General features: G+C 51.6%; 23 protein-coding genes. 9 read left to right on the top strand and 14 right to left on the bottom strand.

Going from position 1 to position 24,649, the window contains the following annotated elements:
• Nucleotides 1-59 precede the first annotated feature (59 nt).
• Nucleotides 60-1,292, top strand: a complete 1,233-nt coding sequence (locus JM656_RS10455) for a sensor domain-containing diguanylate cyclase (RefSeq protein ID WP_203361080.1) — start codon at nt 60-62, stop codon at nt 1,290-1,292.
• 102 nt (nt 1,293-1,394) lie between these two features.
• On the opposite strand, the gene smrA is transcribed toward JM656_RS10455, so the two are convergent.
• Nucleotides 1,395-1,958 carry a DNA endonuclease SmrA gene (gene smrA / locus JM656_RS10450; RefSeq protein ID WP_203361079.1) on the bottom strand — a complete coding sequence of 188 codons (564 nt, stop codon included), beginning with the start codon at nt 1,956-1,958 and terminating at the stop codon, nt 1,395-1,397.
• 225 nt (nt 1,959-2,183) lie between these two features.
• On the opposite strand from smrA, the gene ogt reads away from it, so the two are divergent.
• The 3 genes from ogt (at nt 2,184) to uspE (ending at nt 4,748) form a co-directional block, all read left to right on the top strand.
• The gene (gene ogt / locus JM656_RS10445; RefSeq protein WP_203361078.1) at nt 2,184-2,699 is read left to right on the top strand and encodes a methylated-DNA--[protein]-cysteine S-methyltransferase; all 516 of its coding nucleotides are present in this window, start codon (nt 2,184-2,186) and stop codon (nt 2,697-2,699) included.
• Between the two features lie 194 nt (nt 2,700-2,893).
• A complete protein-coding gene (gene fnr / locus JM656_RS10440; protein WP_015964308.1) occupies nt 2,894-3,646 on the top strand; it encodes a fumarate/nitrate reduction transcriptional regulator Fnr in 753 nt (250 codons plus the stop codon).
• Nucleotides 3,647-3,797: 151 nt separating this feature from the next.
• Complete coding sequence (uspE, locus tag JM656_RS10435) at nt 3,798-4,748, top strand: universal stress protein UspE (protein WP_203361077.1); 951 nt, start codon at nt 3,798-3,800, stop codon at nt 4,746-4,748.
• Between the two features lie 87 nt (nt 4,749-4,835).
• Here the strand turns inward: uspE and JM656_RS10430 are convergent, their stop codons facing one another.
• On the bottom strand, nt 4,836-5,096 hold the full coding sequence (locus tag JM656_RS10430) for a DUF2534 family protein (protein ID WP_192612335.1): 261 nt from the start codon (nt 5,094-5,096) through the stop codon (nt 4,836-4,838).
• A 247-nt stretch (nt 5,097-5,343) separates the two neighbouring features.
• Here JM656_RS10430 and JM656_RS10425 point away from each other — a divergent pair, with 247 nt between their 5' ends.
• Nucleotides 5,344-6,369 carry a mechanosensitive ion channel family protein gene (locus JM656_RS10425; RefSeq protein WP_203361076.1) on the top strand — a complete coding sequence of 342 codons (1,026 nt, stop codon included), beginning with the start codon at nt 5,344-5,346 and terminating at the stop codon, nt 6,367-6,369.
• On the opposite strand, the gene JM656_RS10420 is transcribed toward JM656_RS10425, so the two are convergent.
• Entirely contained in the window at nt 6,359-7,396 is a 1,038-nt protein-coding gene (locus JM656_RS10420; RefSeq protein WP_203361075.1) for a ParB/Srx family N-terminal domain-containing protein, read from the bottom strand. The genes JM656_RS10425 and JM656_RS10420 overlap by 11 nt on opposite strands.
• A 149-nt stretch (nt 7,397-7,545) precedes the next feature.
• Here JM656_RS10420 and JM656_RS10415 point away from each other — a divergent pair, with 149 nt between their 5' ends.
• A complete protein-coding gene (locus tag JM656_RS10415) occupies nt 7,546-8,109 on the top strand; it encodes a DJ-1/PfpI family protein (RefSeq protein WP_203361074.1) in 564 nt (187 codons plus the stop codon).
• A 72-nt stretch (nt 8,110-8,181) separates the two neighbouring features.
• Here JM656_RS10415 and JM656_RS10410 read toward each other — a convergent pair whose 3' ends face one another.
• The gene (locus JM656_RS10410; RefSeq protein WP_203361073.1) at nt 8,182-9,795 is read right to left on the bottom strand and encodes an ABC transporter substrate-binding protein; all 1,614 of its coding nucleotides are present in this window, start codon (nt 9,793-9,795) and stop codon (nt 8,182-8,184) included.
• A 193-nt stretch (nt 9,796-9,988) separates the two neighbouring features.
• Between JM656_RS10410 and mpaA the strand changes: the two genes are divergently transcribed.
• Nucleotides 9,989-10,717, top strand: a complete 729-nt coding sequence (gene mpaA, locus JM656_RS10405; RefSeq protein ID WP_203361072.1) for a murein tripeptide amidase MpaA — start codon at nt 9,989-9,991, stop codon at nt 10,715-10,717.
• On the opposite strand, the gene ycjG is transcribed toward mpaA, so the two are convergent.
• A complete protein-coding gene (gene ycjG / locus JM656_RS10400; protein WP_203361071.1) occupies nt 10,692-11,657 on the bottom strand; it encodes an L-Ala-D/L-Glu epimerase in 966 nt (321 codons plus the stop codon). The genes mpaA and ycjG overlap by 26 nt on opposite strands.
• A gap of 115 nt (nt 11,658-11,772) precedes the next feature.
• On the opposite strand from ycjG, the gene tpx reads away from it, so the two are divergent.
• Entirely contained in the window at nt 11,773-12,279 is a 507-nt protein-coding gene (gene tpx, locus JM656_RS10395; RefSeq protein ID WP_203361070.1) for a thiol peroxidase, read from the top strand.
• Nucleotides 12,280-12,332: 53 nt separating this feature from the next.
• On the opposite strand, the gene tyrR is transcribed toward tpx, so the two are convergent.
• From tyrR to JM656_RS10380, 3 genes are all read right to left on the bottom strand, one after another.
• The gene (tyrR, locus tag JM656_RS10390; RefSeq protein WP_203361069.1) at nt 12,333-13,874 is read right to left on the bottom strand and encodes a transcriptional regulator TyrR; all 1,542 of its coding nucleotides are present in this window, start codon (nt 13,872-13,874) and stop codon (nt 12,333-12,335) included.
• Nucleotides 13,875-14,021: 147 nt separating this feature from the next.
• Nucleotides 14,022-15,083 carry a YcjF family protein gene (locus tag JM656_RS10385; protein ID WP_203361068.1) on the bottom strand — a complete coding sequence of 354 codons (1,062 nt, stop codon included), beginning with the start codon at nt 15,081-15,083 and terminating at the stop codon, nt 14,022-14,024.
• A complete protein-coding gene (locus tag JM656_RS10380; RefSeq protein ID WP_203361067.1) occupies nt 15,080-16,477 on the bottom strand; it encodes a YcjX family protein in 1,398 nt (465 codons plus the stop codon). Before JM656_RS10380 ends, JM656_RS10385 begins: the two co-directional genes overlap by 4 nt.
• A 152-nt stretch (nt 16,478-16,629) precedes the next feature.
• Between JM656_RS10380 and JM656_RS10375 the strand changes: the two genes are divergently transcribed.
• Nucleotides 16,630-17,640 (top strand): LacI family DNA-binding transcriptional regulator, encoded by a 1,011-nt coding sequence (locus tag JM656_RS10375; protein WP_203361066.1) that lies wholly within the window; start codon nt 16,630-16,632, stop codon nt 17,638-17,640.
• Nucleotides 17,641-17,670: 30 nt separating this feature from the next.
• Here the strand turns inward: JM656_RS10375 and JM656_RS10370 are convergent, their stop codons facing one another.
• The 6 genes from JM656_RS10370 to JM656_RS10345 form a co-directional block, all read right to left on the bottom strand.
• Nucleotides 17,671-18,582 carry an OmpG family monomeric porin gene (locus JM656_RS10370; protein ID WP_203361065.1) on the bottom strand — a complete coding sequence of 304 codons (912 nt, stop codon included), beginning with the start codon at nt 18,580-18,582 and terminating at the stop codon, nt 17,671-17,673.
• Nucleotides 18,583-18,772: 190 nt separating this feature from the next.
• Complete coding sequence (locus tag JM656_RS10365; protein ID WP_192612347.1) at nt 18,773-19,855, bottom strand: ABC transporter ATP-binding protein; 1,083 nt, start codon at nt 19,853-19,855, stop codon at nt 18,773-18,775.
• Between the two features lie 10 nt (nt 19,856-19,865).
• On the bottom strand, nt 19,866-20,528 hold the full coding sequence (pgmB, locus tag JM656_RS10360) for a beta-phosphoglucomutase (RefSeq protein WP_203361064.1): 663 nt from the start codon (nt 20,526-20,528) through the stop codon (nt 19,866-19,868).
• Entirely contained in the window at nt 20,525-22,795 is a 2,271-nt protein-coding gene (locus tag JM656_RS10355) for a glycoside hydrolase family 65 protein (RefSeq protein WP_203361063.1), read from the bottom strand. Before JM656_RS10355 ends, pgmB begins: the two co-directional genes overlap by 4 nt.
• A complete protein-coding gene (locus JM656_RS10350) occupies nt 22,792-23,847 on the bottom strand; it encodes a Gfo/Idh/MocA family protein (RefSeq protein ID WP_203361062.1) in 1,056 nt (351 codons plus the stop codon). The genes JM656_RS10355 and JM656_RS10350 overlap by 4 nt, the downstream gene beginning before the upstream one ends.
• Nucleotides 23,848-23,857: 10 nt before the next feature.
• The gene (locus tag JM656_RS10345; RefSeq protein WP_203361061.1) at nt 23,858-24,646 is read right to left on the bottom strand and encodes a sugar phosphate isomerase/epimerase; all 789 of its coding nucleotides are present in this window, start codon (nt 24,644-24,646) and stop codon (nt 23,858-23,860) included.
• Nucleotides 24,647-24,649: the final 3 nt, after the last annotated feature.

The following is a 24,649-nucleotide window of genomic DNA, read 5'->3' as shown; positions in this document are numbered from 1 at the left end:
TGATAAAAATGATCTGCCAATAATTGGCTGCACAGCATGTGAAGATAACAGGATTATCGATGATTGCACACGAACTCAATGCCCTTGATTTATTAACCGTTCCTGTTTGGATTGTCTCACCACATAAAGAAGCGCTGGTATTTGCCAATACCGCAGCGCGGGAACTGATGCAGGAAAATACATTCAGCCAACTGCGAAAAGGGTTATTTTCGGCACATGCGCAAATTGAATTATCCATGTATATCACTGACCTACGAAATAAGCGGGATATTGTAGAAATCCTGACAGTGAATTCTCATGGTCAGGAAAATGCGCTGACCTGCCGACTTTCCATCAAAACACTCGCGCCTGAGGACGATGTGATTGTCTTTGAGGGGTTCGAAGTACAGGCGGTTCAGGGACTCAAGGCTAGCCGTTCGGCAAACTATCAGCGCAAGAAACAGGGCTTCTATGCCCGTTTTTTCCAGACGAACACCGCGCCCATGCTGTTGATCGATCCTTCACGTGAGGGGCTGATTGTGGATGCTAACCTGGCGGCCATGAACTTCTACGGCTACAGCCACGAGGTGATATGCCAAAAGCATACGTGGGAAATTAATGAATTAGGCCGTCATGTGTTGCCTGTTATGCATGAAGTCGCGCGCCTGCCCGGAGGGCATAAGCCGCTCAATTTCGTGCACAAACTGGCTGACGGCTCCACCCGTCACGTACAAACGTATGCAGGCCCTATCGAAATCTACGGCGAACGGCTGATGTTGTGTATCATCCACGACATCACCGAGCAAAAGCGGCTTGAGCAGGAGCTTGAACGCGCCGCCATGCATGACGAGCTCACCGGTTTATTGAACCGAAGGCAATTTTACCAGCTTACCGAGCAGAGCCAGACGCCCCATTTAGCGCTGACGCAGGATTACAGTTTGCTGCTGATCGACACCGATCGCTTTAAGAGTATCAACGATCTTTATGGCCATCTGAAAGGCGATGAGGTGTTGTGTGCCCTTTCACGCACGCTTGAAGCCCATGCCCGTAAAGGCGATCTGGTTTTTCGCTGGGGGGGCGAGGAGTTTGTGTTGCTGTTGCCGCGTACACCGCTGGATACGGCAATGACCATCGCCGAAACCCTGCGCGCCAGTGTCGCCAAAATCAGTATCGCTGGCTTACCGCGTTTTACGGTCAGTATTGGTGTGGCGCGACATGAACAGAATGAAAGTATCGACGAGTTGTTTAAACGCGTGGACGATGCGTTATACAAAGCCAAAAATGACGGACGTAACAGGGTACTCGCCGCCTGACGTCGCGTGAAACAGTTGATGCGTCATGGAAGACGCTGGTTATTCTGTCCTGACGTTGCGGCCCGCCCCTGGCGGCGCAGGCGCATTTTTACCGTGATAATACTAGCGGCTGCGTTTGGCGTGACGTTCCCAGTTTTCTTGTTTCGCCTGCGCGGTTTTGCGCAGCGCAACATAGCATGCACCGCTACCGCCATGATGCCGTAACGCCGAACAATAGGCCTGTACATCGTCGAATTCTGTCAGCCATCGGGCGACATAGCTGCGGACAACATTAGCATGTGAACGGTCTTCCCGTCCCTTACCGTGGATAATCAGTACATTACGTAAGCCGTCCTGCAATGACTGTAAAATGAAACTGAACAGCATCTTGCGGCACTCTTCAACCGGTTGGCGCAACAAATTCAGGCTCGCCTGCTGACTGTACTTACCTAAACGCAGTTTATCGGTTACCCCTTGCTGCAAACCCTCCCGGCGAAATTCCAGTGGCTGACTGAGCGGGATAACATCCAAAAAATCGGTGGTGAGAAAATTATCAAGCTGGAGCGTATCCAGACGCTGCGGGGCGCGCTGATTACGCGTGGGCTGCCAGTGTATATCCGTACAACGCTTTAGCGGCTGGACATCCTCCATGGCGTCAAGAAATAGCGATGTGTCGTCAAGGTTCATGATTCATCCTCCAGCTTTAGCCTCTGCACTATCATAACCGCACGATATTATGCCGACAACGCTTTACAGTTGTTTCCAATAACAGGTCTGGATGCACCGCAGTGTGGGGCGCAGAGCGACCCCACCTTCTCTTTTTAGGGTATAGATGGCGATCATCGTCGCATGATATCTTGTCTTTTTTACCGACCGTGTCGGTGATATCCCCGTTCAGAATAAGGGAAACGGATGCTGAAATTACTTCAAGACAACATTGCGACCCCGCTGGGGCCGCTGTGGGTGATTTGCGATGAACAATTTCGCCTGCGCGCTATCGAGTGGGAGCAGCACAGCGAGCGTATGGAGCAATTGCTGGATATTCACTATCGCAGCGAAGGGTACGAGCGTGTTGTCGCCAAAAACCCCGGCGGCCTGAGCGATAAACTCGCTGACTATTTTGAGGGCAATCTCAGTATTATCGATACGCTGGAAACCGCCACCGGCGGCACCGATTTTCAACGTGAGGTGTGGCGGGCGCTACGGTCCATTCCGTGCGGACATGTCATGCATTACGGTCAGTTAGCCGAACAGTTAGGTCGTCCTGGCGCCGCACGCGCTGTCGGTGCCGCCAATGGCGCGAATCCCGTCAGCATTGTTGTGCCCTGCCACCGCGTCATTGGACGTAATGGCACGATGACCGGGTATGCCGGCGGCGTGCAGCGAAAAGAGTGGCTACTGCGCCATGAAGGTTACCTGCTACTTTAAAATCCAGGCAATTCGTGCCATCTACTTCACAGTTTACTGTAAAGTAACTGCAGATATTTTAATGTTTTTCAAAGAGATATAAATATTCACTCCACTTATGTCTGAATTATCCCCTATTGGGAGTAGCTCAGACTTACGTGCTCACCAAAAAGATGTTAAAATTGACAAATATCAATTACGGCTTGAGCAGACCTATGATCCCGGAAAAGCGAATTATACGGCGCATTCAGTCTGGCGGTTGTGCTATCCATTGCCAGGATTGCAGCATCAGCCAGCTTTGCATCCCGTTCACACTTAACGAGCATGAGCTTGACCAGCTTGATAATATCATCGAGCGTAAAAAGCCTATTCAAAAAGGCCAGACGCTGTTCAAAGCAGGTGATGAGCTGAAGTCACTCTATGCTATCCGTTCCGGCACGATTAAAAGCTACACCATCACCGAACAAGGCGATGAGCAGATCACCGGTTTTCATCTTGCAGGGGATCTGGTCGGTTTTGACGCCATTGGTACCGGTCATCACCCGAGTTTTGCCCAGGCGCTGGAAACCTCAATGGTATGCGAAATCCCGTTCGAGACGCTGGATGACCTGTCGGGCAAAATGCCGAATCTGCGTCAACAGATGATGCGTCTGATGAGTGGCGAGATCAAAGGCGATCAGGATATGATCCTGTTATTGTCGAAGAAAAATGCGGAAGAACGTCTGGCTGCCTTTATCTACAATCTGTCTCGCCGGTTTGCGCAACGTGGTTTCTCACCGCGTGAATTCCGCCTGACCATGACGCGTGGCGATATCGGTAATTACCTTGGGTTAACGGTTGAAACCATTAGCCGTCTGCTGGGGCGTTTTCAGAAAAGCGGCATGCTGGCGGTCAAAGGTAAATACATTACGATCGAAAACAGCGATGCGCTGGCAGTTCTGGCGGGTCATACGCGTAACGTTGCCTAATCATTTCGCAAACGTGTCAGTTATCCTTCTGTCAAATCGGTAGATTTCCCCGATTTATTGATCTGGCAGAAGGTTCTTCCCTGTTTCAATTAGCATATATGGGTTACTCTTTTAAATACAAACTGCGGTGACAGTTGTAAGGAGACCCTGTATGGCTATGTATCAAAACATGCTGGTGGTCATCGATCCGAACCAGGACGATCAACCAGCATTACGGCGAGCTGTTTATTTGCATCAACGGATTGGTGGCACAATCAAAGCCTTTCTGCCGATCTATGACTTTTCCTATGAGATGACTACCCTGCTGTCGCCTGATGAGCGCACGGCAATGCGTCAGGGCGTCATCAGCCAGCGAACAGCATGGATACGTGAACAAGCAAAATACTATATTGATGCAGGCATTCCTGTTGATATTAAAGTGGTCTGGCACAACCGTCCCTTTGAGGCGATTATCCAGGAAGTCGTCAGTAGCAAGCACGACCTGGTCCTGAAAATGGCGCACCAGCATGACCGTCTGGAAGCTGTCATCTTTACCCCTACTGACTGGCATCTGTTACGGAAATGTCCAAGTCCGGTCTGGATGGTGAAAGATCAGCCCTGGCCTGAAGGGGGTAAAGCGCTGGTTGCGGTAAATCTGGCAAGTGAAGAACCGTACCATAATGCGTTGAACGAAAAACTGGTCAAAGAGACGATACAACTCGCAGCGCAGGTCAACCATACCGAAGTGCATTTGGTTGGCGCTTATCCTGTCACACCTATCAATATTGCCATTGAGTTGCCTGAATTTGATCCGAGCGTTTATAACGATGCGATCCGCGGACAGCACCTGCTGGCGATGAAGGCGCTGCGTCAGAAATTCAGTATTAATGAGGATGTCACGCACGTTGAAAAAGGCCTGCCGGAAGAAGTGATTCCTGATTTAGCAGAACATCTGCAAGCGGGGATTGTGGTATTGGGTACGGTCGGACGCACGGGGCTCTCCGCAGCGTTCCTCGGTAATACGGCGGAACAGGTCATCGACCATCTGCGCTGTGACCTGTTGGTCATCAAACCCGATCAGTATCAGACGCCGGTTGAACTGGACGACGAAGAAGACGATTAATTAGCTAATGAAAATGCCGGATGGCGGTATCAGCACCCTATCCGGCCTGCCATCAAGGCCCGGCCGATGCGTCGGGCCTTTTTCTGCTCAGTGTTTATCCTCACCGCCCAGGAAATAGATCCCCAACGGAATCGCCAGCAAGATCGTAAAGACCAGGCTGTAGACGAAAATCATCGAAGATTGAATGGCATACATTGACGTCGTCCAGTCAGACAGCGGGATATCGTATTGCTCTATCACCCCTCCGATGGTCGCTCGCGTCACCACTGACGCCGCGATGATAAATACCCCCAGCAGGCACAACAGAAACTTCTTCCCCTTTGCTGTCTTCAGCGTTGTCATGATCATAGTATCGTCCTTTTGCAGATGAAAGCTCTGTTACTTGCGCGTAACAATACCATGACAATACGCGATTGTCTGCCCGAGAAACCGTGACATTACGTTCACATTATCGGCATTCTTCTACAATTAGCGCTAAATGCGCTATTTTTTTCGCCCATTCCATTATCCGCGATGCGTCTGTGCTGGATAAAATGTCACCCCTTCAGGTTGGCCGTAATGCATAAATACTCCTCCAGGAACAACAACGATACCTATGACTGCGGATCTCATTTTAAAAAATTCATTCAATCTGGCGGTGATTGTCAGTTGTAGCGCCGCACTGGTCATGATGCGATTTTGGCTTTACCGTAAATTAAAATGGCAGAAAGGTTTTATTTTTCATGCTGCCCAATTCTTTATTTACGCGATTATCATCGGTACGATGGGTTGCATCATCAATAACGCCATCGAGAGCTACAGGCTAACGTTCATTTCAGCCAGCGTAATCGACTTTATCTGCACCTCGCTGATTGCGCTGATCCTGACGACCAAACTGTTTTTAGTGATCAACCAATTTGAGAAAGCGCAGATCGATAAAGGCCGGGATTTGACCAGCGCCAGAATCGTGTCACGTATTATCAAGATCACAATTATTATTTCGATCGTTTTACTGTACGGCGAGCATTTTGGCATGAGTTTATCCGGTCTGCTCACCTTTGGTGGGATCGGCGGTATCGCTGTCGGGATGGCGGGTAAAGATATTCTGAGTAACTTCTTTTCAGGCATCATGCTTTATTTCGACAGACCGTTTAGCATCGGCGACTGGATCCGTTCTCCCGACAGAAACATCGAAGGCACAGTGGCTGAAATTGGCTGGCGGATCACCAAAATTAATACTTTCGACCACCGTCCACTGTACGTTCCGAACTCGATATTCTCTTCAATTAGCGTAGAAAACCCAGGCAGAATGACCAACAGACGCATCAAAACGGTGATCGGGTTACGTTATGAGGATGCAGGGAAAGTCCGCGAGATTGTCGGGGCGGTAACAACCATGCTTCAACACCATCCAGATATTGACCAAAAACAGACGCTGCTGGTTTATCTCAACGAGTTCGGCGATTCATCACTGAATATTCTGGTCTATTGTTTTAGCAAAACCACGGTATGGAAAGAATGGCTCGCGGTCCAGCAAGATGTTTATTTGAACATTATTGATATCGTGCAGAACCACGGTGCTGATTTCGCGTTTCCCAGCCAGACGCTGTATATTGATGAGCCTGAAAAAATCAGCCATTAACCCGACCCACTATTCTCGCCAAATACGTTTCAAGCTTATGTCGGCGTAAATAGTCTTCCAGCTGTTTTGCCCATGCAGCGCCTTCCCCGAGAATCGCGCGGCTGTGGGTTGCTGCGTACAGATAACGGGTGTCGTACAGATTAATCAGCGTCTGATTTATCCCTTCTGTATTACAGTCCGGGTTTTGCTGCTGTTTCTCCAGCGCCCGGACAATACGAGTCCGTTCTTCAGGAGGCGCTGACAATTCCCGCTCATTAAGCTCACTGAGTACCAGAAAGTCGGGAGGAATCCCCTCTTCAATGGCCGCCTGCAGGCGATAATGACCATCGAGGATCACATACGATCCCAACCCTGCAATGTACCAGACCAATATCGGCGGCAATGTCCCCTCACGGCACTTTTTGCGCCACCATTTCAGGCGCCCGGCAGCGGGTTGTAGGGGATAACGTCCTAGCAACAAATTACCGCCCCACCACCAGTCGACGAATGTGACGCTGTCGGGATTGACTAGGTCGGGAAAATCTTCACCATAAAGAGTCCAGTGACAGCCGAAATTCCCGCTACTCTCCGGCGATTCAAAGCGCCAGTTTTTCACAGCGACGGGCTGCTGACAGGAATAAGGCGCTGAGCGTCCGGCAGCTGACATTGGCCTTAGCAACCAACGGCGCGGCGACAGGAGTGGAACAGGCGTATTCATCAACTGACGGGCAAAATAGCGACACCACTCGCCAGTCCAGTTCTCCTGCGGCTTGCGTTTGATGAACTCGACATCTTCCGATGTCACGGGAGGTAATAAATCCCGCCGTCCGGCGTAATCGGTATTCAATACCACCCAAACGCCAGAATGATCTTTGAGCATGGCGGCCCAGAACAGTGTCTCGCCATAAAGGGTTAACGCCATCCGGCCATGATGACCACTAAGTATTTCGACTGCCTGTCCTGCCCGCGAATCTTCCTGCACCGTCAGCGTTAAACCCTGCCAGTGGTTATTTCGGTCAACAAGGTCTTTCCACCAATATCCTGTCATTTCCCTCTTCCCTGAAAGCCCGGCGATACAGCCTGGATGATAAGTTAAACATAGGCGCTGACACCAGCCCTGAGAAGCGGTGAAGGTTCGCATTCCTGCGTCCTCCAGGCTATATCTTAGACATCTTTATTCATACAGGGGTGGTGAGGATGGGCAAGAAAATTCTAATGCTGGTGGGTGATTACGCTGAAGATTACGAAACCATGGTGCCGTTTCAGGCATTGCAGATGATTGGTCATCAGGTTGATGCGGTCTGCCCTGACAAAACCAAAGGCGACTATATCATGACAGCGATTCATGATTTTGATGGTGCCCAAACCTACAGCGAGAAACCCGGTCATCGTTTTACGCTCAACGCCGATTTTGCGGCGGCGGAAGAAAAGAATTATGACGCGCTGTTGATCCCCGGTGGTCGGGCACCGGAATATCTGCGCTTAAATGATAAAGCCATCAAGCTGGTGCAGGCGTTTGACGCTGCGGGTAAACCTATTGCCGCCGTTTGCCACGGTGCCCAATTGCTGGCTGCCGCCGGAATACTCAAAGGACGCACCTGTAGCGCCTACCCAGCCTGTGCGCCGGAAGTCCGACTCAGCGGGGGGCAGTATGCTGACATCGGCATTGACCAGGCACATGTTGACGGCAATCTGGTCACCGCCCCGGCCTGGCCTGCACATCCACAATGGTTGGCAAAATTTGCCGAACTATTACAGTAGTAAACGGTTGAACGGATAAAGAAACGCTGGCGCTATAATTGCGCCAGCGTTGGGTTTATTGTTGACGGTATATCAGTGTTTCACAATATACATGGTCCGGCTGTAGGCTACGTCTTCCGGGTTGGTGATGGGATAACCTTTAAGCCAGGGTTTAATTAAGCGGCCATTGGTGTACTGATAAATTGGCGCAATCGGCGCCTGCTCCATCAGGATTTTTTCTGCGGCATTGTAATCCACATTACGTGCCTGCGCGGTATTTTCCAGGGTTGCCTGAGTCAGAACCTTATCGTATGCCGGGTTGTTGAAACGAGAAATATTACCGGAATGCGTTGAGGTCAGCAGCGAAAGGAAAGTAGACGGCTCGTTGTAATCCCCAACCCAGGACGCACGGATCACATCAAAATTACCGGTATTACGGCTATCAATATAGGTTTTCCATTCCTGGTTTTGCAGTTTCACATCCACACCGAGGTTTTTCTTCCACATCGATGCCACGGCAATCGCAATTTTCTGATGATTTTCAGACGTATTATACAGCAGCGTCAGATTTAACGGACGATTCGGACCGTAGCCTGCCGCCCTCAGTAACGTTTTGGCCTGCGCATTCAGTTCTTCCTGACTCATTTGCTCAAACGGTGAAGGTTCAGGTGTAAATCCTGCCGTCACATCCGGGGTAAAATGCCAGGCCGGTTTTTCCCCGGTGCCTAACACTTTTTCAGCCATAATACGTCGGTCGATGGTCATGCTTAATGCCAGGCGCACACGAGAATCCGCGGTCGGTCCTTTTTGTGTGTTGAAGGCATAATAATACGTCCCCAGTTGCGGTGGGGTATAAACCTGGCCGGGAATATCCTTCATCAATTTCTGATACAGATTTTTCGGGAAGGACTCCGTGATATCAATATCACCCGCCAGATAACGTTTGGTCGCGGATGATTCCTGGTTTATCGGCAGGAACGTCACTTTTTGGATGACGGTATTCGCATTATCCCAATAATGCGTATTCGGCTCGACGACCAACTTTTCATTGACCACGCGATCTTTTAAAACGTAAGCGCCATTGCCGATCAAATGGCCTGGCTTAGTCCAGTCCTTTCCACTCTCTACGTTGGCTTTCTGCACCGGATAAAATGCAAAGTTGGCGGTCAGATTCGCAAACCAGGGTAACGGTTTATCCAACTGGACTTTTAACGTTCGCGCATCAACGGCGATGACGCCCAGTTTATCGGGCGTGGCTTTCCCATCAATAATGGCCTGCGCATTATTAATTCCCGCCAGCGCTGCAAACCAGGCGAACGGTGACAGTGTCTTAGGATCCACCAGACGCTGCCAGCTATAGACAAAATCCTGTGCCGTAACCGGGCTTCCGTCGGCCCATTTGGCGTTGTCGCGCAGGGTAAACGTCCAGACACGGTTGTCATTGCTCTTCCACTGGGTGGCGACACCCGGAATAATTTCACCTTTGTCGTTTTGATTGACCAGCCCTTCAAACAGGTCACGAATCACCTGAATTTCCGGTAATCCAACGGCTTTAGCCGGATCAAGCGACGCAGGCTCATCTTTGATATGGCGCACCAGCTCTTGTTTTTCTGCCAGAACCGTTCCGTTGGGAACATCGGCAGCATGTGTCTGAAAAATGCTGCTAACCAACAGCGCACAACAGGTTACTGAAACAGAGAGCTTCATAAGGTACCCCAATCGATAAGTTAATCCTGAATATAATGACGGCGTAATTATTTGTTTTAACTATGGGAAAAGCAAATAACTTCCCACACAAAATTGATATTACAACGAGAATAAGAAGTCTATGAAAACGATTTGATTATCCGCTAATTTTGCACAACACTGCGAATAATAACTCCAGCATTCAGAGACGCTTATGACCGTTACTCGCCCTCGCGCCGAACGCGGCGCATTTCCGCCTGGCACAGAACACTATGGACGTTCACTCTTAGGGGCGCCGTTGCTCTGGTTCCCGGCTCCTGCGGCCGATCGTGAAAGCGGTCTGATTTTAGCGGGCACCCACGGTGATGAAAATTCATCGATGGTCACGCTCTCCTGCGCGCTGCGCACCCTCACCCCGTCTTTACGTCGTCATCATGTGGTGCTGGCCGTCAATCCGGATGGTTGCCAGCTCGGGCTGCGCGCCAATGCCAACGGTGTCGATTTAAATCGTAACTTTCCGGCGGCAAACTGGAGGGCGGGCGAGACGGTGTATCGTTGGAATAGCGCCGCTGAAGAGCGCGATGTTGTGTTACTTACCGGAGAACATTCGGGATCGGAGCCGGAAACCCAGGCGTTGTGCCAGCTCATACACCGTATACACCCTGCCTGGGTCGTATCGTTCCACGACCCACTGGCCTGCATTGAAGATCCAAAAAACAGTGAATTGGGCGCGTGGCTGGCGCAGATGTTCGAACTGCCGCTGGTAACAAGCGTGGGTTACGAAACGCCAGGATCCTTTGGCAGTTGGTGCGCCGATCTCAACCTGCACTGCATCACCGCTGAGTTTCCGCCTATTTCTTCCGACGAAGCCAGCGAGACGTATCTGCTGGCAATGTCGAATCTGCTTCGCTGGCATCCTAAAGATGGAGTTTTCCGGTCGTAAAATGCAGTGCTGGCTCGACATCCACCGCCAGCCAGGTCGGGCCATCAAGATCGGCGAAACTCACCTGCGTCGTCAGCGGTAGCGCTGCGCTGATCGCACGCGACGTGCATAACATGCAGCCCAGCATTAAACCGAAACCTTGCGCTTTGGCTTCGGTTGCTAATGCTAATGCTTCCGTCAGCCCTCCGGTTTTATCCAGCTTAATGTTGACCATCTCATAGCGCCCTTGCAGCGATTTCAGGCTGCTACGGGTATGGCAACTCTCATCTGCGCAAATGGGCAACGGGTGAACGAAATTCTCCAGCGCGGCATCATCGTGCGCCGGTAATGGCTGCTCCAACATCGCCACACCCAAATCGGCCAGTAGCTGACAGCGGGCCGCCAGACCACTCGCATGCCAGGACTCATTGGCATCGACAATCAGCGTCGCCTCAGGAACCGCCGAACGAATCGCCACCATACGTTCGCTGATCAGATGATCATCGAGCTTCACTTTCAGAAGTGTCGCCCCGTTTTCCCACAGGGCCGCCGCGCTGGCCGCCATTTGATCTGGCGTTCCAATTACCACGGTTTGCGCTGTAATCACCGGTGAATCCAACTCGATACCAACGAACTCGATCAGTGTTTGCTGCTGTTGACGGGCGCTTAAATCCCACAATGCGCAATCGACCGCGTTACGCGCCGCGCCAGCAGGTAACAGCTGTTGTAAGGTTTCGCGGGTTAACCCTTTTTCCAGTTGCGGGGCTATGCTCATAACCTGCGCAAGCACCGAGGCATCGCTTTCGCCATATCGGGGGTAAGGCGTACACTCGCCCGTCCCCTTCACACCGTTTTCTTCCAGCTCCACAACCACCACATGCGCTTCGCTCCGACTTCCTCGCGCAATAACAAAGGGGGTATGCAGTGGCCAGGCTTCCTCATACACCTTCACCGATCTCATTCGTGCTCCTTATGTTGCGGCGGTGTGCGATTCACCACAAATAGCGTTTGCTGTGTTAACTACTGATGGCATAAACTAACCGCGACGTTAACTATATGTAAACAGGAAGATAACCATGTCACAAACCGTTCATTTCCAGGGCAACCCCGTTGCAGTCGCCAACTCCATTCCTCAGGCTGGTAGCAAAGCGCAGGCTTTTACCCTCGTGGCAAAAGACCTGTCTGACGTCGCACTGACTCAGTTTGCTGGCAAACGTAAAGTGCTGAATATTTTCCCGAGTATTGATACCGGCGTATGTGCGGCATCGGTACGTAAGTTTAACCAACTCGCGACAGAAATCGACAACACCGTGGTGCTGTGCATTTCTGCCGACCTGCCGTTTGCCCAGTCTCGTTTCTGCGGCGCGGAAGGCCTGAGCAACGTTATCACCCTCTCCACGCTGCGTAACAGTGATTTTCTGAAAAACTACGGTGTGGAAATCACCGAAGGTCCTCTGAAGGGCCTGGCGGCACGCGCCGTGGTGGTGGTCGATGAAAACGACAACGTCATTTTCAGCCAGCTGGTGAATGAAATCACCAACGAACCTGACTACACCGCCGCGCTGGACGTCCTGAAAGCGTAATCGTCGCGGATACAAAAATGCCTCCAGATTTGGAGGCATTTTCATTTTTGCGGTTACTCGTCGTTCTTCTTCTGACTCAAGCCATACTCACGCAATTTATTGGCAATCGCGGTATGTGACACCCCTAACCGTTTCGCCAGCTTACGCGTGCTGGGATAATTGCGATAAAGCTGCGTCAACACAGAACGCTCAAAGCGACTGGTAATATCATCCAGTGACCCTTCCATCGCATCTTCTCCGACAGCAACGGTCGCGGCATCGTAATCCGGCAATAAAATATCCTGTGGGCGCAGCTCGTAACCTTCCAGTTGAGTCAGCGCACGGTAAATGGCGTTTTTGAGCTGACGTACGTTACCGGGCCAACCGTAACGGGTGAGTACCGTTCCAAGATCGGCCGCCAGTTTTGGTCTCGGCACGCCCTGCTCATCGGCAAAACGCGCCACGAACAGCTCGGTGAGCGGCATAATGTCCTGCGGGCAGTCGCGCAGCGGCGGCAGGTTGAGCGTCAGAACATTCAGGCGGTAATAAAGATCTTCGCGGAACAGTCCTTTTTGCACCAGTTCCACCAGGTTCTTCTGGGTGGCGCAAATCACCCGGACATCCACGTGAACCTCTTGATCTTCGCCCACACGACGGAACGTACCGTCATTGAGAAAGCGCAACAGTTTCGTCTGCATACGCGGCGACATCTCGCCGATTTCATCCAGCAACACCGAGCCGCCGTTCGCCTGTTCGAAGAACCCTTTTTTGCCTTCCGGCGCGTGGCCAAAGAGCTCACTTTCAACCGCATCTTCCGGAATGGACGCGCAGTTCAGCGCCAGATACGGTTTTGCTGCGCGCGGGCTCGCCAGATGACAGGCGTGTGCAAAGAGATCTTTCCCTGTCCCGGTATCACCGGTGATCAACAGCGGCGCGCTCAGCATTGCCAGCTTACGGGCCTGCTCAACCACATGTTTCATTTTGGCGCTAACGGCAATCACCTGGCTAAAGGCGCTCAAATCCTGGGTGTTGAGGTTCTGCAACTGACGCCCCATCCGCAGGGTGGAACGCAGCATCACCACCGCGCCTGTCAGCATATGTTCGTCATTCTCGCCCTGCAGATGGACCGGCGTAATTTCCATCAGGAAATTCTGACCGTTGATCACCACATGTTCGTTGTGGGAGCCTTGCGGATTGCCCTCCAGCCAGCGCTGGAAGTTGAAACCATTGATCAATTGCGCCGCCGTGTGATTGCGCATGCGCTCCGGGTTTTGCGCGAAAAGCTGACAGCTCGCGGGGTTCGCCATCTCCACTTTGCTTTTCATGTCCAGCGACAGAACCGGCTCCGGGAGCGCCTCAAGCAAGGCGCTAAGCGCCAGATGCTCGCGCTCGGACGGCATCCACGGCACGGTGCGCACATCAGTGACGCCCGCGATGCGACGAATCTCCGCCATCAGGCTGCTGAAGTTGGTGAACTCCAGTTCAGCAAAATTAAGGTAAATCCGCCCAATGGGGTCAATCTCAATACCACGTAAATCAATGCTGCGAAGTACCAGTAAATCCAGCAATTCACGGGTCAGACCTAGACGATCTTCACAAAAGACTTCCAGACGCATGGGAACCTTCACCTAATCAATGAACTATTAAACAGATGATAAGCCACTATTCGGTTAGCAGGAAGGAGTCTGTCAACAAATATTGACAGCATGGTGGAAATTTGGGCGCTGACGCGTAAAGTTGTACGGTCAGCACCCAGATCAGGTTTAATTTTCGCGGGAAGATTTGTTTTTCTGCAGCGTCTCTTTGAGCTGACCCACCAACTGGCGCCGAAAATCCCCCAGCCGCGGTTTATCATCATCAATCCACGGTAAAGGACGGCAAAGCTCCATAGCTTTAATCCCCAGGCGGGCCGTCAACAGCCCTGCGCCTATCCCCTGCGCGGCGCGGGTGGACAAACGTGCCGCCAGATCCTGCGACATCCAGTCCATCCCGACTTCACGCACCAGTTCACTGGCGCCCGCAAACGCAATGTTCAGTAGCACCAGACGGAATAACCGCAAGCGGCTGTAATAGCCCAGCTCAATGCCGTACAACGTGGCGATGCGGTTAATCAGGCGTAAATTACGCCAGGCAATAAAGGCCATATCCACCAGCGCTAACGGGCTGACGGCAATCATCAGGGTCGATTCCGCCGCCGAGCGGCTGATTTCTCGCCGGGCCTGCGCGTCCAGCACCGGTTGCACCAGATGCGCATACAGACTGACCACTTCCCGATCGTTTTGCGTCTCATGAATCGAGGCGTACCAGCGTTGTAACGCCGGATGTGACTGATCAATACCCGCCTGCTGCGCCAGTTTCTCGCAAAATGCGCGCCCTTTACCGGTACCGACACTGTGTAACAGCTCACGCGCTTCATCACGCTCATGCGCGCGCTGGCGTAACCGCCACAGCCGACGCCACTCGGTCGCCACCGACCCAACACCCGCGCCGATAATCAACATGCCTGCCGCACAGCCGCCAAGCGCGGCCCAGTCCTGGGTTTGCCAGGCATTCATTGTCCACTGAACGCCCTGACCGACGACGCTTATACCAAACAGCGCCAGGCCGCCCATCACCATTTTGCGCCACAGACTGCGTTTCGGACGTAATGCGGCATCAATGACCGCTTCTGCTTGTCCTTCGTCCTCCAGCGGCTCTTCTGTCTTCGCTGGCGCGAAGGTCTGCGCCTCTGTTTCGCTGAAGGACTGTTGCGACTTAAAGGTCGGACGTACTTCTGCTTCCAGCGGCCCGGCGAAATCGATACGCGGTTTCAACGGTTCGGTCATCGCAATTTATCTCCTATCAAAAACTCCAGCGCGGCATCCAGACGAATGTGTGGCAGCGGTTTGTCGACATCCATCACCTGGGGGCGAAACGCTTCAAACTGAAACCCCTGGCTGTCCCAAAACGCCTGTCCGGGCAGACGCGCGGGCACTTCCCCGGGATAGACGGTCAGGGGTTTACCATCGCTAAGGCGATTTCCGCGCAACGCAGGGATTTTTTCGCCATTCACATCAATTAGCCCGCTGGTGGTCGCCTGTACGGACGCCAGCCCCAGACAATCCATACTGATCCCCTCAAAGGCGGCATTTTGCCAGGCATCCTGGATCAGTTGCTGGAGCAAAGAGACCATATTGGCGTGTTGATCGACGGTCACGTGATCCGCTTTGGTGGCGGCAAACAGCAGTTTGTCGATAACGGGCGAAAAAAGCCGCCGGAACAACGTACGCTGACCGTAATGGAAACTCTGCATCAGTTGCGTCAAGGCCAGACGCATATCATTAAACGCCTGCGGCCCGCTGTTGAGCGGCTGCAAACAGTCCACCAATACGATCTGACGATCAAAGCGCAGGAAGTGGTTTTTGTAGAACCCCTTTACCACTTTTTCGCAGTAGTAATTAAAGCGCTCGCGCAGCATTCCGGCGTTGGTGTGCTTGTCGGCCTGCGCCAGTTTCGATTCACCAAACGCATCCACATCCGGCCACGGGAAAAATTGCAGGGCCGGTGCCCCCGCCATATCCCCTGGTAACACAAAGCGTCCCGGTTGAATGAAATGCAAACCTTCTTGTTTGCATTGATGCAGATAATCAGTCCACGCGGCCGCAATGTCAGCCAGACGGTTTTCATCGGCAGGTGCCAGTGGATCCAGTCCCTCACATAACTGACGCCATTTGGTTGACCACTCGCCCCGTTTGCCCTGCAGCAGCCCTGTCATTTGTCGTGACCAGCTCAGGTAATCCTGTGCCAGCATCGGTAAATCGAGCAGCCATTCGCCGGGATAGTCCACAATCTCCAGATACAGGGTGGACGTATCTTTGAAATGGCGCAGAAGGGAATCATTAGATTTGTAACGTAACGCGAGACGAATTTCACTCACGCCACGCGTCGGCGTCGGCCAACCCGGAGGCTGACCATAGAGCTGGGCCAGCCCCTCATCATAGGTAAAACGCGGAATACCAAAATCACGTTGCGGCACCCGCTTTACCCCGAGCAGACGTTCTTCCCGCACGGCGCTGAGCAGTGGCAGACGAGCGCCGGTATGCACATTCAGCAGTTGGTTCACCATCGCCGTGATAAACGCCGTTTTGCCACTGCGGCTCAGTCCGGTCACCGCCAGGCGCAGATGTCTGTCGACCCCACGATTGACCAGCGCATTGAATTCGTTTTTAAATCGCTTCATCGCCATCCCGTTGTGCCTGAAGACCCGAAAAAATTATAACGTATTCGTATTAATGTGGGGTCAGGCTGTTGATAATCAACTGCCTTGTGTTGTCATTCGCCAGTTAACTCCATAAGATGTGCGTCATTAACTCTCGGACGGGCTCGGGGTACATGTCTCCTACCATATATGATATTGCGCGTGTCGCTGGCGTTTCAAAATCAACAGTGTCACGCGTTCTCAATAAGCAAACCAATATCTCACCAGAGGCGCGAGAGAAAGTATTACGCGCCATTGATGAACTGCAGTATCAGCCAAATAAACTTGCGCGTGCTCTAACCTCTTCCGGGTTTGATGCAATAATGGTTATTTCAACCCGTTCTGCTAAAACCACCGCCGGAAACCCCTTTTTCTCTGAAGTACTGCACGTGATCACGGCCAGTGCCGAAGAGGAAGGTTTTGATGTCATCTTACAAACATCAAGAAATACCGAAGATGATTTACAAAAATGTGAAAGCAAGATAAAACAAAAAATGATCAAAGGGATTATCATGCTGAGTTCTCCGGCAGATGAAACCTTCTTTGCTCGCCTGAATAAATACGAAATTCCGGTGGTGGTCATTGGGAAAGTTGAAGGGCAGTATTCGCATGTTTATTCCGTTGATACGGATAACTTTCAGGATAGTGTTGCGCTGACGAATAGCCTCATTGAAAGCGGTCATAAAAATATTGCCTGTCTGCACGCCCCGCTTGATTATCATGTTTCCATTGATCGCGTTAACGGATATAAATACAGTTTGCAAGCACATGCACTCCCTACCCGACCAGAATGGATCGTCGATGGTGGATATACCCACGAGAGTGCATTAACTGCCGCACGGGAATTATTAAGTCAAGAGTCGCTTCCGGATGCGGTATTCGCCACAGACAGTCTTAAACTGATGAGCATCTATCGCGTAGCCGCGGAAAAAAACATTGTCATTCCGGATAAACTGGCCGTTGTGGGTTACAGCAATGAAATGCTTTCGTTTATTTTGACCCCACCACCGGGCGGTATTGATGTACCGACGCAAGCGTTGGGAGAAAAAAGTTGCGATCTCCTGTTTAAATTGATCGCTGGTCAAAAACAATTACAAAATATCACGATTGCCACGCAAATATCGTTGCCAAAGACACTTAAATAAAAAAAGGGGCATTTTCATGCCCCTTCCCCATTAGAAGGCGTAATTGAATCCTACGCCAGCATAATGGAATTTATCGCTTTCACCTTCATCATGATCTTCCCACTCGAACGCATACTCCAGCGACACTGACAGTCCATTCTGGAAATCATAGCCGTAAAGCATACCAAGACGGTTAAAATCATGCCCTTCGCGTGCGATGTCATCCTGCCAGTCCCAGTTAGACCAGCGATCGAGACCGATACGGGTATACGGCGTCAGCGTGGTATTGCCTAATGAAATAGGCAAATATGCACGGATTTCCTGCGTGGAGAATTCACCATTATTGCGCGAACTGTCCATATTAAAGCCACGTTCTAAATAGTAGTTGGCCACAACAGAAAAGGTATCATTGATTCTGTACGTTAAACCGGTTTCTGTTTCCACGCGGCTATCCGAATAACCCGTTTCATCCAGATCGTTGACAAACTTGTACATAGAGAACCAGCCGCTGAAGCGCCAGTCATCATTCAGTTTAACATCCCAGTCGGGCTGTATTTTCCAGCGTTGCATATTTGCTGTACCCGCATCGCCGCCATGATCATCTTCAAAATGATAACCATAATTACGTAATCCGCCCGTCAGACCAAAAGAGAAATCATCACTTTCAGTAATCTGATAACGAATATCTAATTCAGGACGATCAAACCAGGTACCACGAGAACCGCTACTGTAATCAACAGGACCTTCCTGATAATAAGCCAGTGAGATTTTCCACGGACCATTCGAGGCATTAAACCAGACTGACGGTTCTGATAAACCGTCCATATCTTCGGCATGGCCTTCTACGTTTTCTATTTCATACATGGCACCCACATTGAAATGCCAGTCATCGTTTTCAGCAGCCTGCGCGCAGGCCATCCCGGCGCACATCAGCAGCGCTGTAGAGGACAGTAAGGTTTTCATTTATGTTCCTTGTTAAAAGTCTAACAAAAAAGCAATTACAACCGGGAGGAATCCCCCGATATATGTAAACTCGTCATTTTTAAATTGAGACGACTTCTGGCAGCTAATATCTCTAAAGGGAATACCATCGGTATCCCCTCTGGATTAATGCACTTTCAGCACTATCGCCATTCAAATTATTTTGTGAGCTTTATTGGATCGCAATTTCCGTTTCATCATCAAAGAAATGGCATTTAGCCATATCAAAATGTATGGTGATATTATCTCCTGCCGAATAGTCATTCATTGCGCCAGCACGTACCACCATTTCGTGCCCCCCTACCGTGGTATAAAGCATAAATTCAGCCCCGGTTAATTCCGCCACACTTACCCGCGCCGCAACGTTATTATCAGATAATGCGTCAGGCTGGATATCTTCAGGACGAATCCCCATGACAACGGCTTTATGGTCATACCCCTGTTTTTTCAAAATGCTGAGTTTGTCTTCTGGGATGGTTAACTTTAGCGTTTCAGTAACAAATTTATCCCCATCAATCGCGCCACGAATAAAATTCATTGATGGTGAACCAATAAATCCGGCCACAAACATATTGGCAGGATGGTTATATACCGTTTTGGGCGCGCCAACCTGCTGAACAATCCCGTCTTTCATAATGACAATGCGGGTCGCCATGGTCATCGCTTCAGTCTGATCATGGGTTACGTAGATCATCGTGGTGTTCAGTTTTTGATGAAGCTTGCTGATTTCGGCTCGCATCTGAACACGCAGTTTGGCATCAAGGTTAGAGAGCGGTTCATCCATCAGGAACACCCCTGCCTCACGGACAATCGCACGCCCCAGCGCCACACGCTGGCGCTGACCGCCGGACAACGCCCCCGGTTTGCGCTTCAGATAGTCACGTAAACCCAGTATTTGCGCTGCCCAGTTCACACGTTCATCAATAACACCTGGGTCAATTTTCTGCATTTTCAGCCCAAACGCCATGTTGTCGTACACGCTCATATGCGGATACAACGCATAGTTCTGGAAAACCATGGCAATGTTGCGCGCTTTGGCCGGAACGTCGTTCATGCGTTTGCCGTCGATCAGCAGTTCTCCACCGCTGATCTCTTCCAGTCCGGCGATCATGCGCAGCGTGGTCGATTTGCCGCAACCTGATGGCCCGACAAAGACAATGAACTCTTTATCTTCGATTTCCAGGTTGAAGTCTTTAACCACATGGACCTGGTTATCGTAAATCTTTTGAATATGTTTCAACGAAAGCTGTGCCATGTTGATTCCCTTACTTTTCGTTTTGCCAGAAAGCCGATAAGCACGGCCACGTCAAATATTGCGTTGAAGGAAGTAGCATTCCAGCGCCGGTTAAGCCAGAACCAATGCCGATGGAGCGCATACCGCTGGCGTTGATCGCATCAATGCCAGCCTGAGCGTCCTCAATGCCAATACACTCTGCGGGAGTGACACCTAATCCACGGCACGCTGCGATAAAAATCTCAGGGTCCGGCTTTGATAAGGTAATTTTTGCGGCATCCGCGCAGAAATCAAAATAGTGCTCAATGTCCAGAGCCTGCAAAATGACCGGCGCATTCAGCGATACCGATGCCAGACCAATCGGGATCCCTTGCGTGCGCAACTCACCCAACAGTTCCCGGATCCCCGGCAACACTGAGCGGGAGGTCAACTCGCGCAGGGAGTCAACGTAAAGCGCATTTTTACGGGTCGCCAGTGCAACACATTCCTCAGGGCTGAACGCCCCTTCTTTGCCGCCATGCTGGAGAATGCGTCGCAACGAATCCATCCGGCTAATGCCTTTTAAGCTGTCGTTAAAAACCTCATCGATCTGAATCCCGATTTCATCAGCAATCTGCTTCCAGGCCAGAAAGTGGAGATGCGCGGTATCGGTAATCACACCGTCCAGGTCAAAGATGATAGCCTGAGGTTTCATTCCGCCTCCATGGTAGCGGTCCCAATTTTGGGCGCAATAAAATCATTTAATTTCAAAATGTGCTGGCCCTGTACCGTCATCAAATGTCCGTTAAGCCAGAACTGAACGGCAGTCGCACTGGTGACGCTGACTTCATCCGCGGTGATGGAAAAGTGCATTTCGCTGCCCTGCCAAATGAGCGGGAAAGAGAGGCGTTTCCAGCCGGAAGGTAAACGCGGCGCGAGATGCAATGCCCCCTGATACAGGCTTAAACCGGCAAATCCCTGTATCGCCCCTAACCAGATAGCTCCCGTCGCCGCAGCATGAATACCGTCATCACAGCTGTGCGGATCCTCGCCCAAATCGATCTGCGTTCCCTCTTGCCAGAAGCGGTAGCCCAGCGCCGGGTCACCGCAGCGTGCAGCCACAATGCCATGTATCGCTTTGCTCAGAGAGGAGTCATGGATGGTTCGCGGTTCGTAAAAACGCAGGTTCGCCAGACATGACTGCGGGCTGAAAAGTTCAGGCAACATATAGGTCAGCATCACCACATCCGCCTGCTTGAGAATTTGCATCTCATTGACTTCGGCACGCGAATAGTCGAGTAAAATCGTTTGTTTTCCTGCCTTTACCTTATACTTGCTGAGTTCAATACACGGCTTGCTGAGGAAGGTATCATCTTGTGCGAGCACACCATCTTCCTGAACTTCCGGACGCCACAACCGTTGCAAGAAGTTCTCAGCACGGTGAAGAAAGGCTTCATCAGCACTACCGAACATGCGGGCAAAATGGAGCGCCTGTTCGACGTTGTAATAGGCCATGTAACTGGTGAAGGCATTGTTATTCACATGCTCGGTATACTCATCGGGCCCGATCACATCATGGATTTCCAGCCGACCATTAATCTCGGTGGCGCGGCTTAACCAGAATTTTGCGGTTTCCAGCAACAGCGTCATCCCTTCACGCTTCATGAAATCGATGTCGCCTGTCACCTGCCAGTAGCCCACAACGGCCCACGCGATATCCGCCACCAGGTGATGCTCTGCCTGCGCGGAGGCCACTTTCTGACGCAGACCGGTACGAATATTGATCGCCGCGAATTCCGGTGTCTCTTCTTCACCGCTGCGTGCGCTTTCCCAGGGAAACAGCGCGCCCTGCCAACCATTTCGACGGGCTTTTTCTTTCGCGCCCGGTAAATTGTGCCAACGATATCGCAGCAACCCACGGGCGATTGCCGGATCGGTAAACAGATGGAATGGCAGCAAAAAGACTTCGGTATCCCAGAATACGTGGCCTTTGTAACCTTCACCGGTCATACCTTTCGCGCCAATGCTGCTACGCTCATCGTGCGACGGCGTCATAATGCGCAAATGATAGAGGGCAAAGTCCAGCGCGCGCTGATCTTCCTCATTTGTACTTTCAAGGACGACGCGGTGACGTTGCCACCAGTGGCACCAGTTTGCATCTGAATGCGCTTTCAACGCCGCGTAGCCCTGTCCGGCACAGCTTTCCAGTTGATTGAGCGACTGGCTTGCCCAATTTTCAATTGAGGTGCTGCGCTCGCTGGTCCATTCAATCCAGACCAGTTTTTCCAGCGTGATACGCTGTCCTGCGCTCGCCTGCACGCTGTTGTGTTGCATCAGGCGGCGGTCTTTCGCCGTGAAGCAGCGCTGCACCTCGCCATCCACACGACAGGCCGCAGAAATCACAATATCGGTACGGCCATCCTGGGTGGTGTAAACCCCTTGCAGCAGGTTCTGACCGAATACCCGGACTTGTGTTTCATCCAGATGCTGGCGACCGTGATTGGTGACCGTGGCATCAATGCCTGTTGACAGCGTGATCGCGGCGTCACCGTCCAGCGGGGTAATCGAGAGCTCCATCGCGAACAGAGGTAATGACTCCGTCGAGACAAAACGACGACTTTCAATACGAAAACGCCCGCCCTTTGGCGCATGCCAGAGGAGAGAGCGACGCAACTCCCCGCTGGCAAGATCAAGTTCACGCTGCCAGTCTTCAACCACACCGCTTTGCAGAGAAAAAATCTCGCCATTCAGGGTTATGTGTACCCCGACAACATCGGGAAGATTGACCAGTTCGTTGATCTCGCCTTTCCCCGCACGATGATAAATCCCGGCAAGGTACATGCCGCGGGTTTGAACCGTGTAATCTTCTTCATGGGTGGCACGGATCCCCATGTAACCATTGCCTGTCGTCATCAACGATGCGTATTTATTCAGGCTGTGCAGGCAAAATGCGCCGTCAGTTAGCATTACAGGCTTAGTCATAATTCCACGCTTTTTCCTGTTTCGGCGGATTGGTATAACGCAGCGACCAGTTGTTGAATCACAAATCCTTGCTCAGCATCAGCAATCATGACTGGCACCCCCTGAACGTGATTCACAAACGCGTCCATACTGCGAAAATGTCGATTGTCATCCGCAAGCTCGCGCTTAAACAGGATGTTTAATTCCCCGCTCTGATCGTTATAAACCTGCGCAGGAAACAGCGTCGCGCCAGCTTTATCGCCGCAGAAATTCACGTTCATCACCGACTGTTCGACAATATTGAGCGCAAAGGACGTTTCGAGCCGCAAAATGCCCCCATTGTGGAATTCAACGGTGCCAAACAGCGCATCTTCAACGGTGTACGTACTCGGGTCCCATTCACCAAACTGACCGCTATTTTTGCGGGTGCCAATCTTTTGAAAACTGTGGGCATGGACGCGTTTGACCGCCGGAAACCCCAGTACATACATCGCGGCATCCAGCATATGAATACCGATATCAATCAGCGGGCCGCCGCCCTGTAATTCTTTGTTTGTAAAGACGCCCCACCCCGGCACACCGCAGCGACGCAGCGCTTTAACGTTGGTCACATAGATTTCACCTAATACACCGGCCGTCACCTGTTCACGGAGCATTTGGGTATCGAGTGCAAATCGGTGGTGGAAGTCATAAGCCAGCACCTTACCCATTCGACGGGCAGTCCTGCACATCTCCTCCGCTTCTTCCGGTGTCATGGCCGGCGGCTTTTCGCACATCACGTGGCAACCGGCGTTGAGCGCCATCATGGTGTGCTCATAATGAAAACGGTTTGGTGAGCAGATACTGACAACATCGGGCTTGACCTGTTCGAGCATGGCCTGCGGGTCGTCCCATACCTGCGCATTACCGTACTTTTCTGCCAGCATCTGCGCCTGAGACAGGCGGCTGTCGCAGACAGCCACCAGTTCAAGATCAGCACGGGTGCAGTAGTACGACGCATGAACTTTATCCGCCACCTGACCGGCGCCGATAATGGCGACACGCAGGGGCGAGTTTGTCGTTGCACTCTTCACAGAGATCCTCTTAGCACGTACGCAGCCAGGCCAATGACTGACGGTAGGCTTCCGGCAAGTTGTCTGCCCTGACCCGACCTTCATACACGATGTAGCCCTGATAATTATCCTGACGCAGTTGATCGAACAGCGCGCCAAAGTTCAGGGTGCCGGAACCCGGCTGATAACGATGGTTGTCCGCGATATGCACATGACCGAGAAGATCGCGGTTGTCATGCAACGCCTTCGCCATATCGTCTTCTTCGATATTCATGTGATAGAAATCGCCGATGATCTGTACATGTTTCAGATCGTTTTCAACGATATAACGGCGGGCATCGGCGAGCGTGTTGATCATGTGATCCTGATAGCGGTTGAGCGGCTCCAGATACACCACGGTGCCGGTGCGTTGCGCAACCTTGTCAAGTACCCGTAACGAGTCGCTCACCGCGTTGCGATCGCCTTCCAGGCTGCGCGGAGAGGTCATCGGCGGCAGACGGAAGGTGAACATGCCCCATGCCGCCGGGACGATAATGCCTTTACCGCCGACCTCTGCCAGTGCTTCCAGAATGCGCTCGATCTGCTTTAATCCGTTCAGGCGGCGCTCTTCGATAAAATCGCCAATCCAGCCATCATATCCGCCGCAGGCGGTCGTCACCGGCAGGCCGGTTTCTTTAATCGCCGCTTTGACTTCTTCAAGGTTATTGACCAGTAATTTGCCGTCAATTTCGAAGCCATCAAATCCCATTTTTTTGATATAACGAAATTTTTCCAGAATATTTTCCGGGAAGAACGCCTGATTCTGTGTTCCGATTTTCATCTT

The sequence above is a fragment of the Citrobacter sp. R56 genome (genome assembly GCF_016811995.1).
Classification (GTDB): Bacteria; Pseudomonadota; Gammaproteobacteria; order Enterobacterales; family Enterobacteriaceae; genus Citrobacter_D; species Citrobacter_D enshiensis.
This window is presented reverse-complemented; position numbering and strand designations above follow the sequence as displayed.

Bases quoted from the DNA above. Each gene is read 5' to 3' on its own strand.
- mpaA (WP_203361072.1), top strand. From the start codon at position 9,989: ATGACCGTTACTCGCCCTCGCGCCGAACGCGGCGCATTTCCGCCTGGC.
- tyrR (WP_203361069.1), bottom strand. From the start codon at position 13,874: ATGCGTCTGGAAGTCTTTTGTGAAGATCGTCTAGGTCTGACCCGTGAA.
- JM656_RS10355 (WP_203361063.1), bottom strand. From the start codon at position 22,795: ATGACTAAGCCTGTAATGCTAACTGACGGCGCATTTTGCCTGCACAGC.
- JM656_RS10430 (WP_192612335.1), bottom strand. From the start codon at position 5,096: ATGATCATGACAACGCTGAAGACAGCAAAGGGGAAGAAGTTTCTGTTG.
- JM656_RS10410 (WP_203361073.1), bottom strand. From the start codon at position 9,795: ATGAAGCTCTCTGTTTCAGTAACCTGTTGTGCGCTGTTGGTTAGCAGC.
- tpx (WP_203361070.1), top strand. From the start codon at position 11,773: ATGTCACAAACCGTTCATTTCCAGGGCAACCCCGTTGCAGTCGCCAAC.
- JM656_RS10415 (WP_203361074.1), top strand. From the start codon at position 7,546: ATGGGCAAGAAAATTCTAATGCTGGTGGGTGATTACGCTGAAGATTAC.
- JM656_RS10345 (WP_203361061.1), bottom strand. From the start codon at position 24,646: ATGAAAATCGGAACACAGAATCAGGCGTTCTTCCCGGAAAATATTCTG.
- fnr (WP_015964308.1), top strand. From the start codon at position 2,894: ATGATCCCGGAAAAGCGAATTATACGGCGCATTCAGTCTGGCGGTTGT.
- JM656_RS10370 (WP_203361065.1), bottom strand. From the start codon at position 18,582: ATGAAAACCTTACTGTCCTCTACAGCGCTGCTGATGTGCGCCGGGATG.
- JM656_RS10375 (WP_203361066.1), top strand. From the start codon at position 16,630: ATGTCTCCTACCATATATGATATTGCGCGTGTCGCTGGCGTTTCAAAA.
- JM656_RS10380 (WP_203361067.1), bottom strand. From the start codon at position 16,477: ATGAAGCGATTTAAAAACGAATTCAATGCGCTGGTCAATCGTGGGGTC.
- smrA (WP_203361079.1), bottom strand. From the start codon at position 1,958: ATGAACCTTGACGACACATCGCTATTTCTTGACGCCATGGAGGATGTC.
- pgmB (WP_203361064.1), bottom strand. From the start codon at position 20,528: ATGAAACCTCAGGCTATCATCTTTGACCTGGACGGTGTGATTACCGAT.
- ogt (WP_203361078.1), top strand. From the start codon at position 2,184: ATGCTGAAATTACTTCAAGACAACATTGCGACCCCGCTGGGGCCGCTG.
- JM656_RS10365 (WP_192612347.1), bottom strand. From the start codon at position 19,855: ATGGCACAGCTTTCGTTGAAACATATTCAAAAGATTTACGATAACCAG.
- ycjG (WP_203361071.1), bottom strand. From the start codon at position 11,657: ATGAGATCGGTGAAGGTGTATGAGGAAGCCTGGCCACTGCATACCCCC.
- JM656_RS10455 (WP_203361080.1), top strand. From the start codon at position 60: ATGATTGCACACGAACTCAATGCCCTTGATTTATTAACCGTTCCTGTT.
- JM656_RS10425 (WP_203361076.1), top strand. From the start codon at position 5,344: ATGACTGCGGATCTCATTTTAAAAAATTCATTCAATCTGGCGGTGATT.
- JM656_RS10385 (WP_203361068.1), bottom strand. From the start codon at position 15,083: ATGACCGAACCGTTGAAACCGCGTATCGATTTCGCCGGGCCGCTGGAA.
- JM656_RS10420 (WP_203361075.1), bottom strand. From the start codon at position 7,396: ATGACAGGATATTGGTGGAAAGACCTTGTTGACCGAAATAACCACTGG.
- uspE (WP_203361077.1), top strand. From the start codon at position 3,798: ATGGCTATGTATCAAAACATGCTGGTGGTCATCGATCCGAACCAGGAC.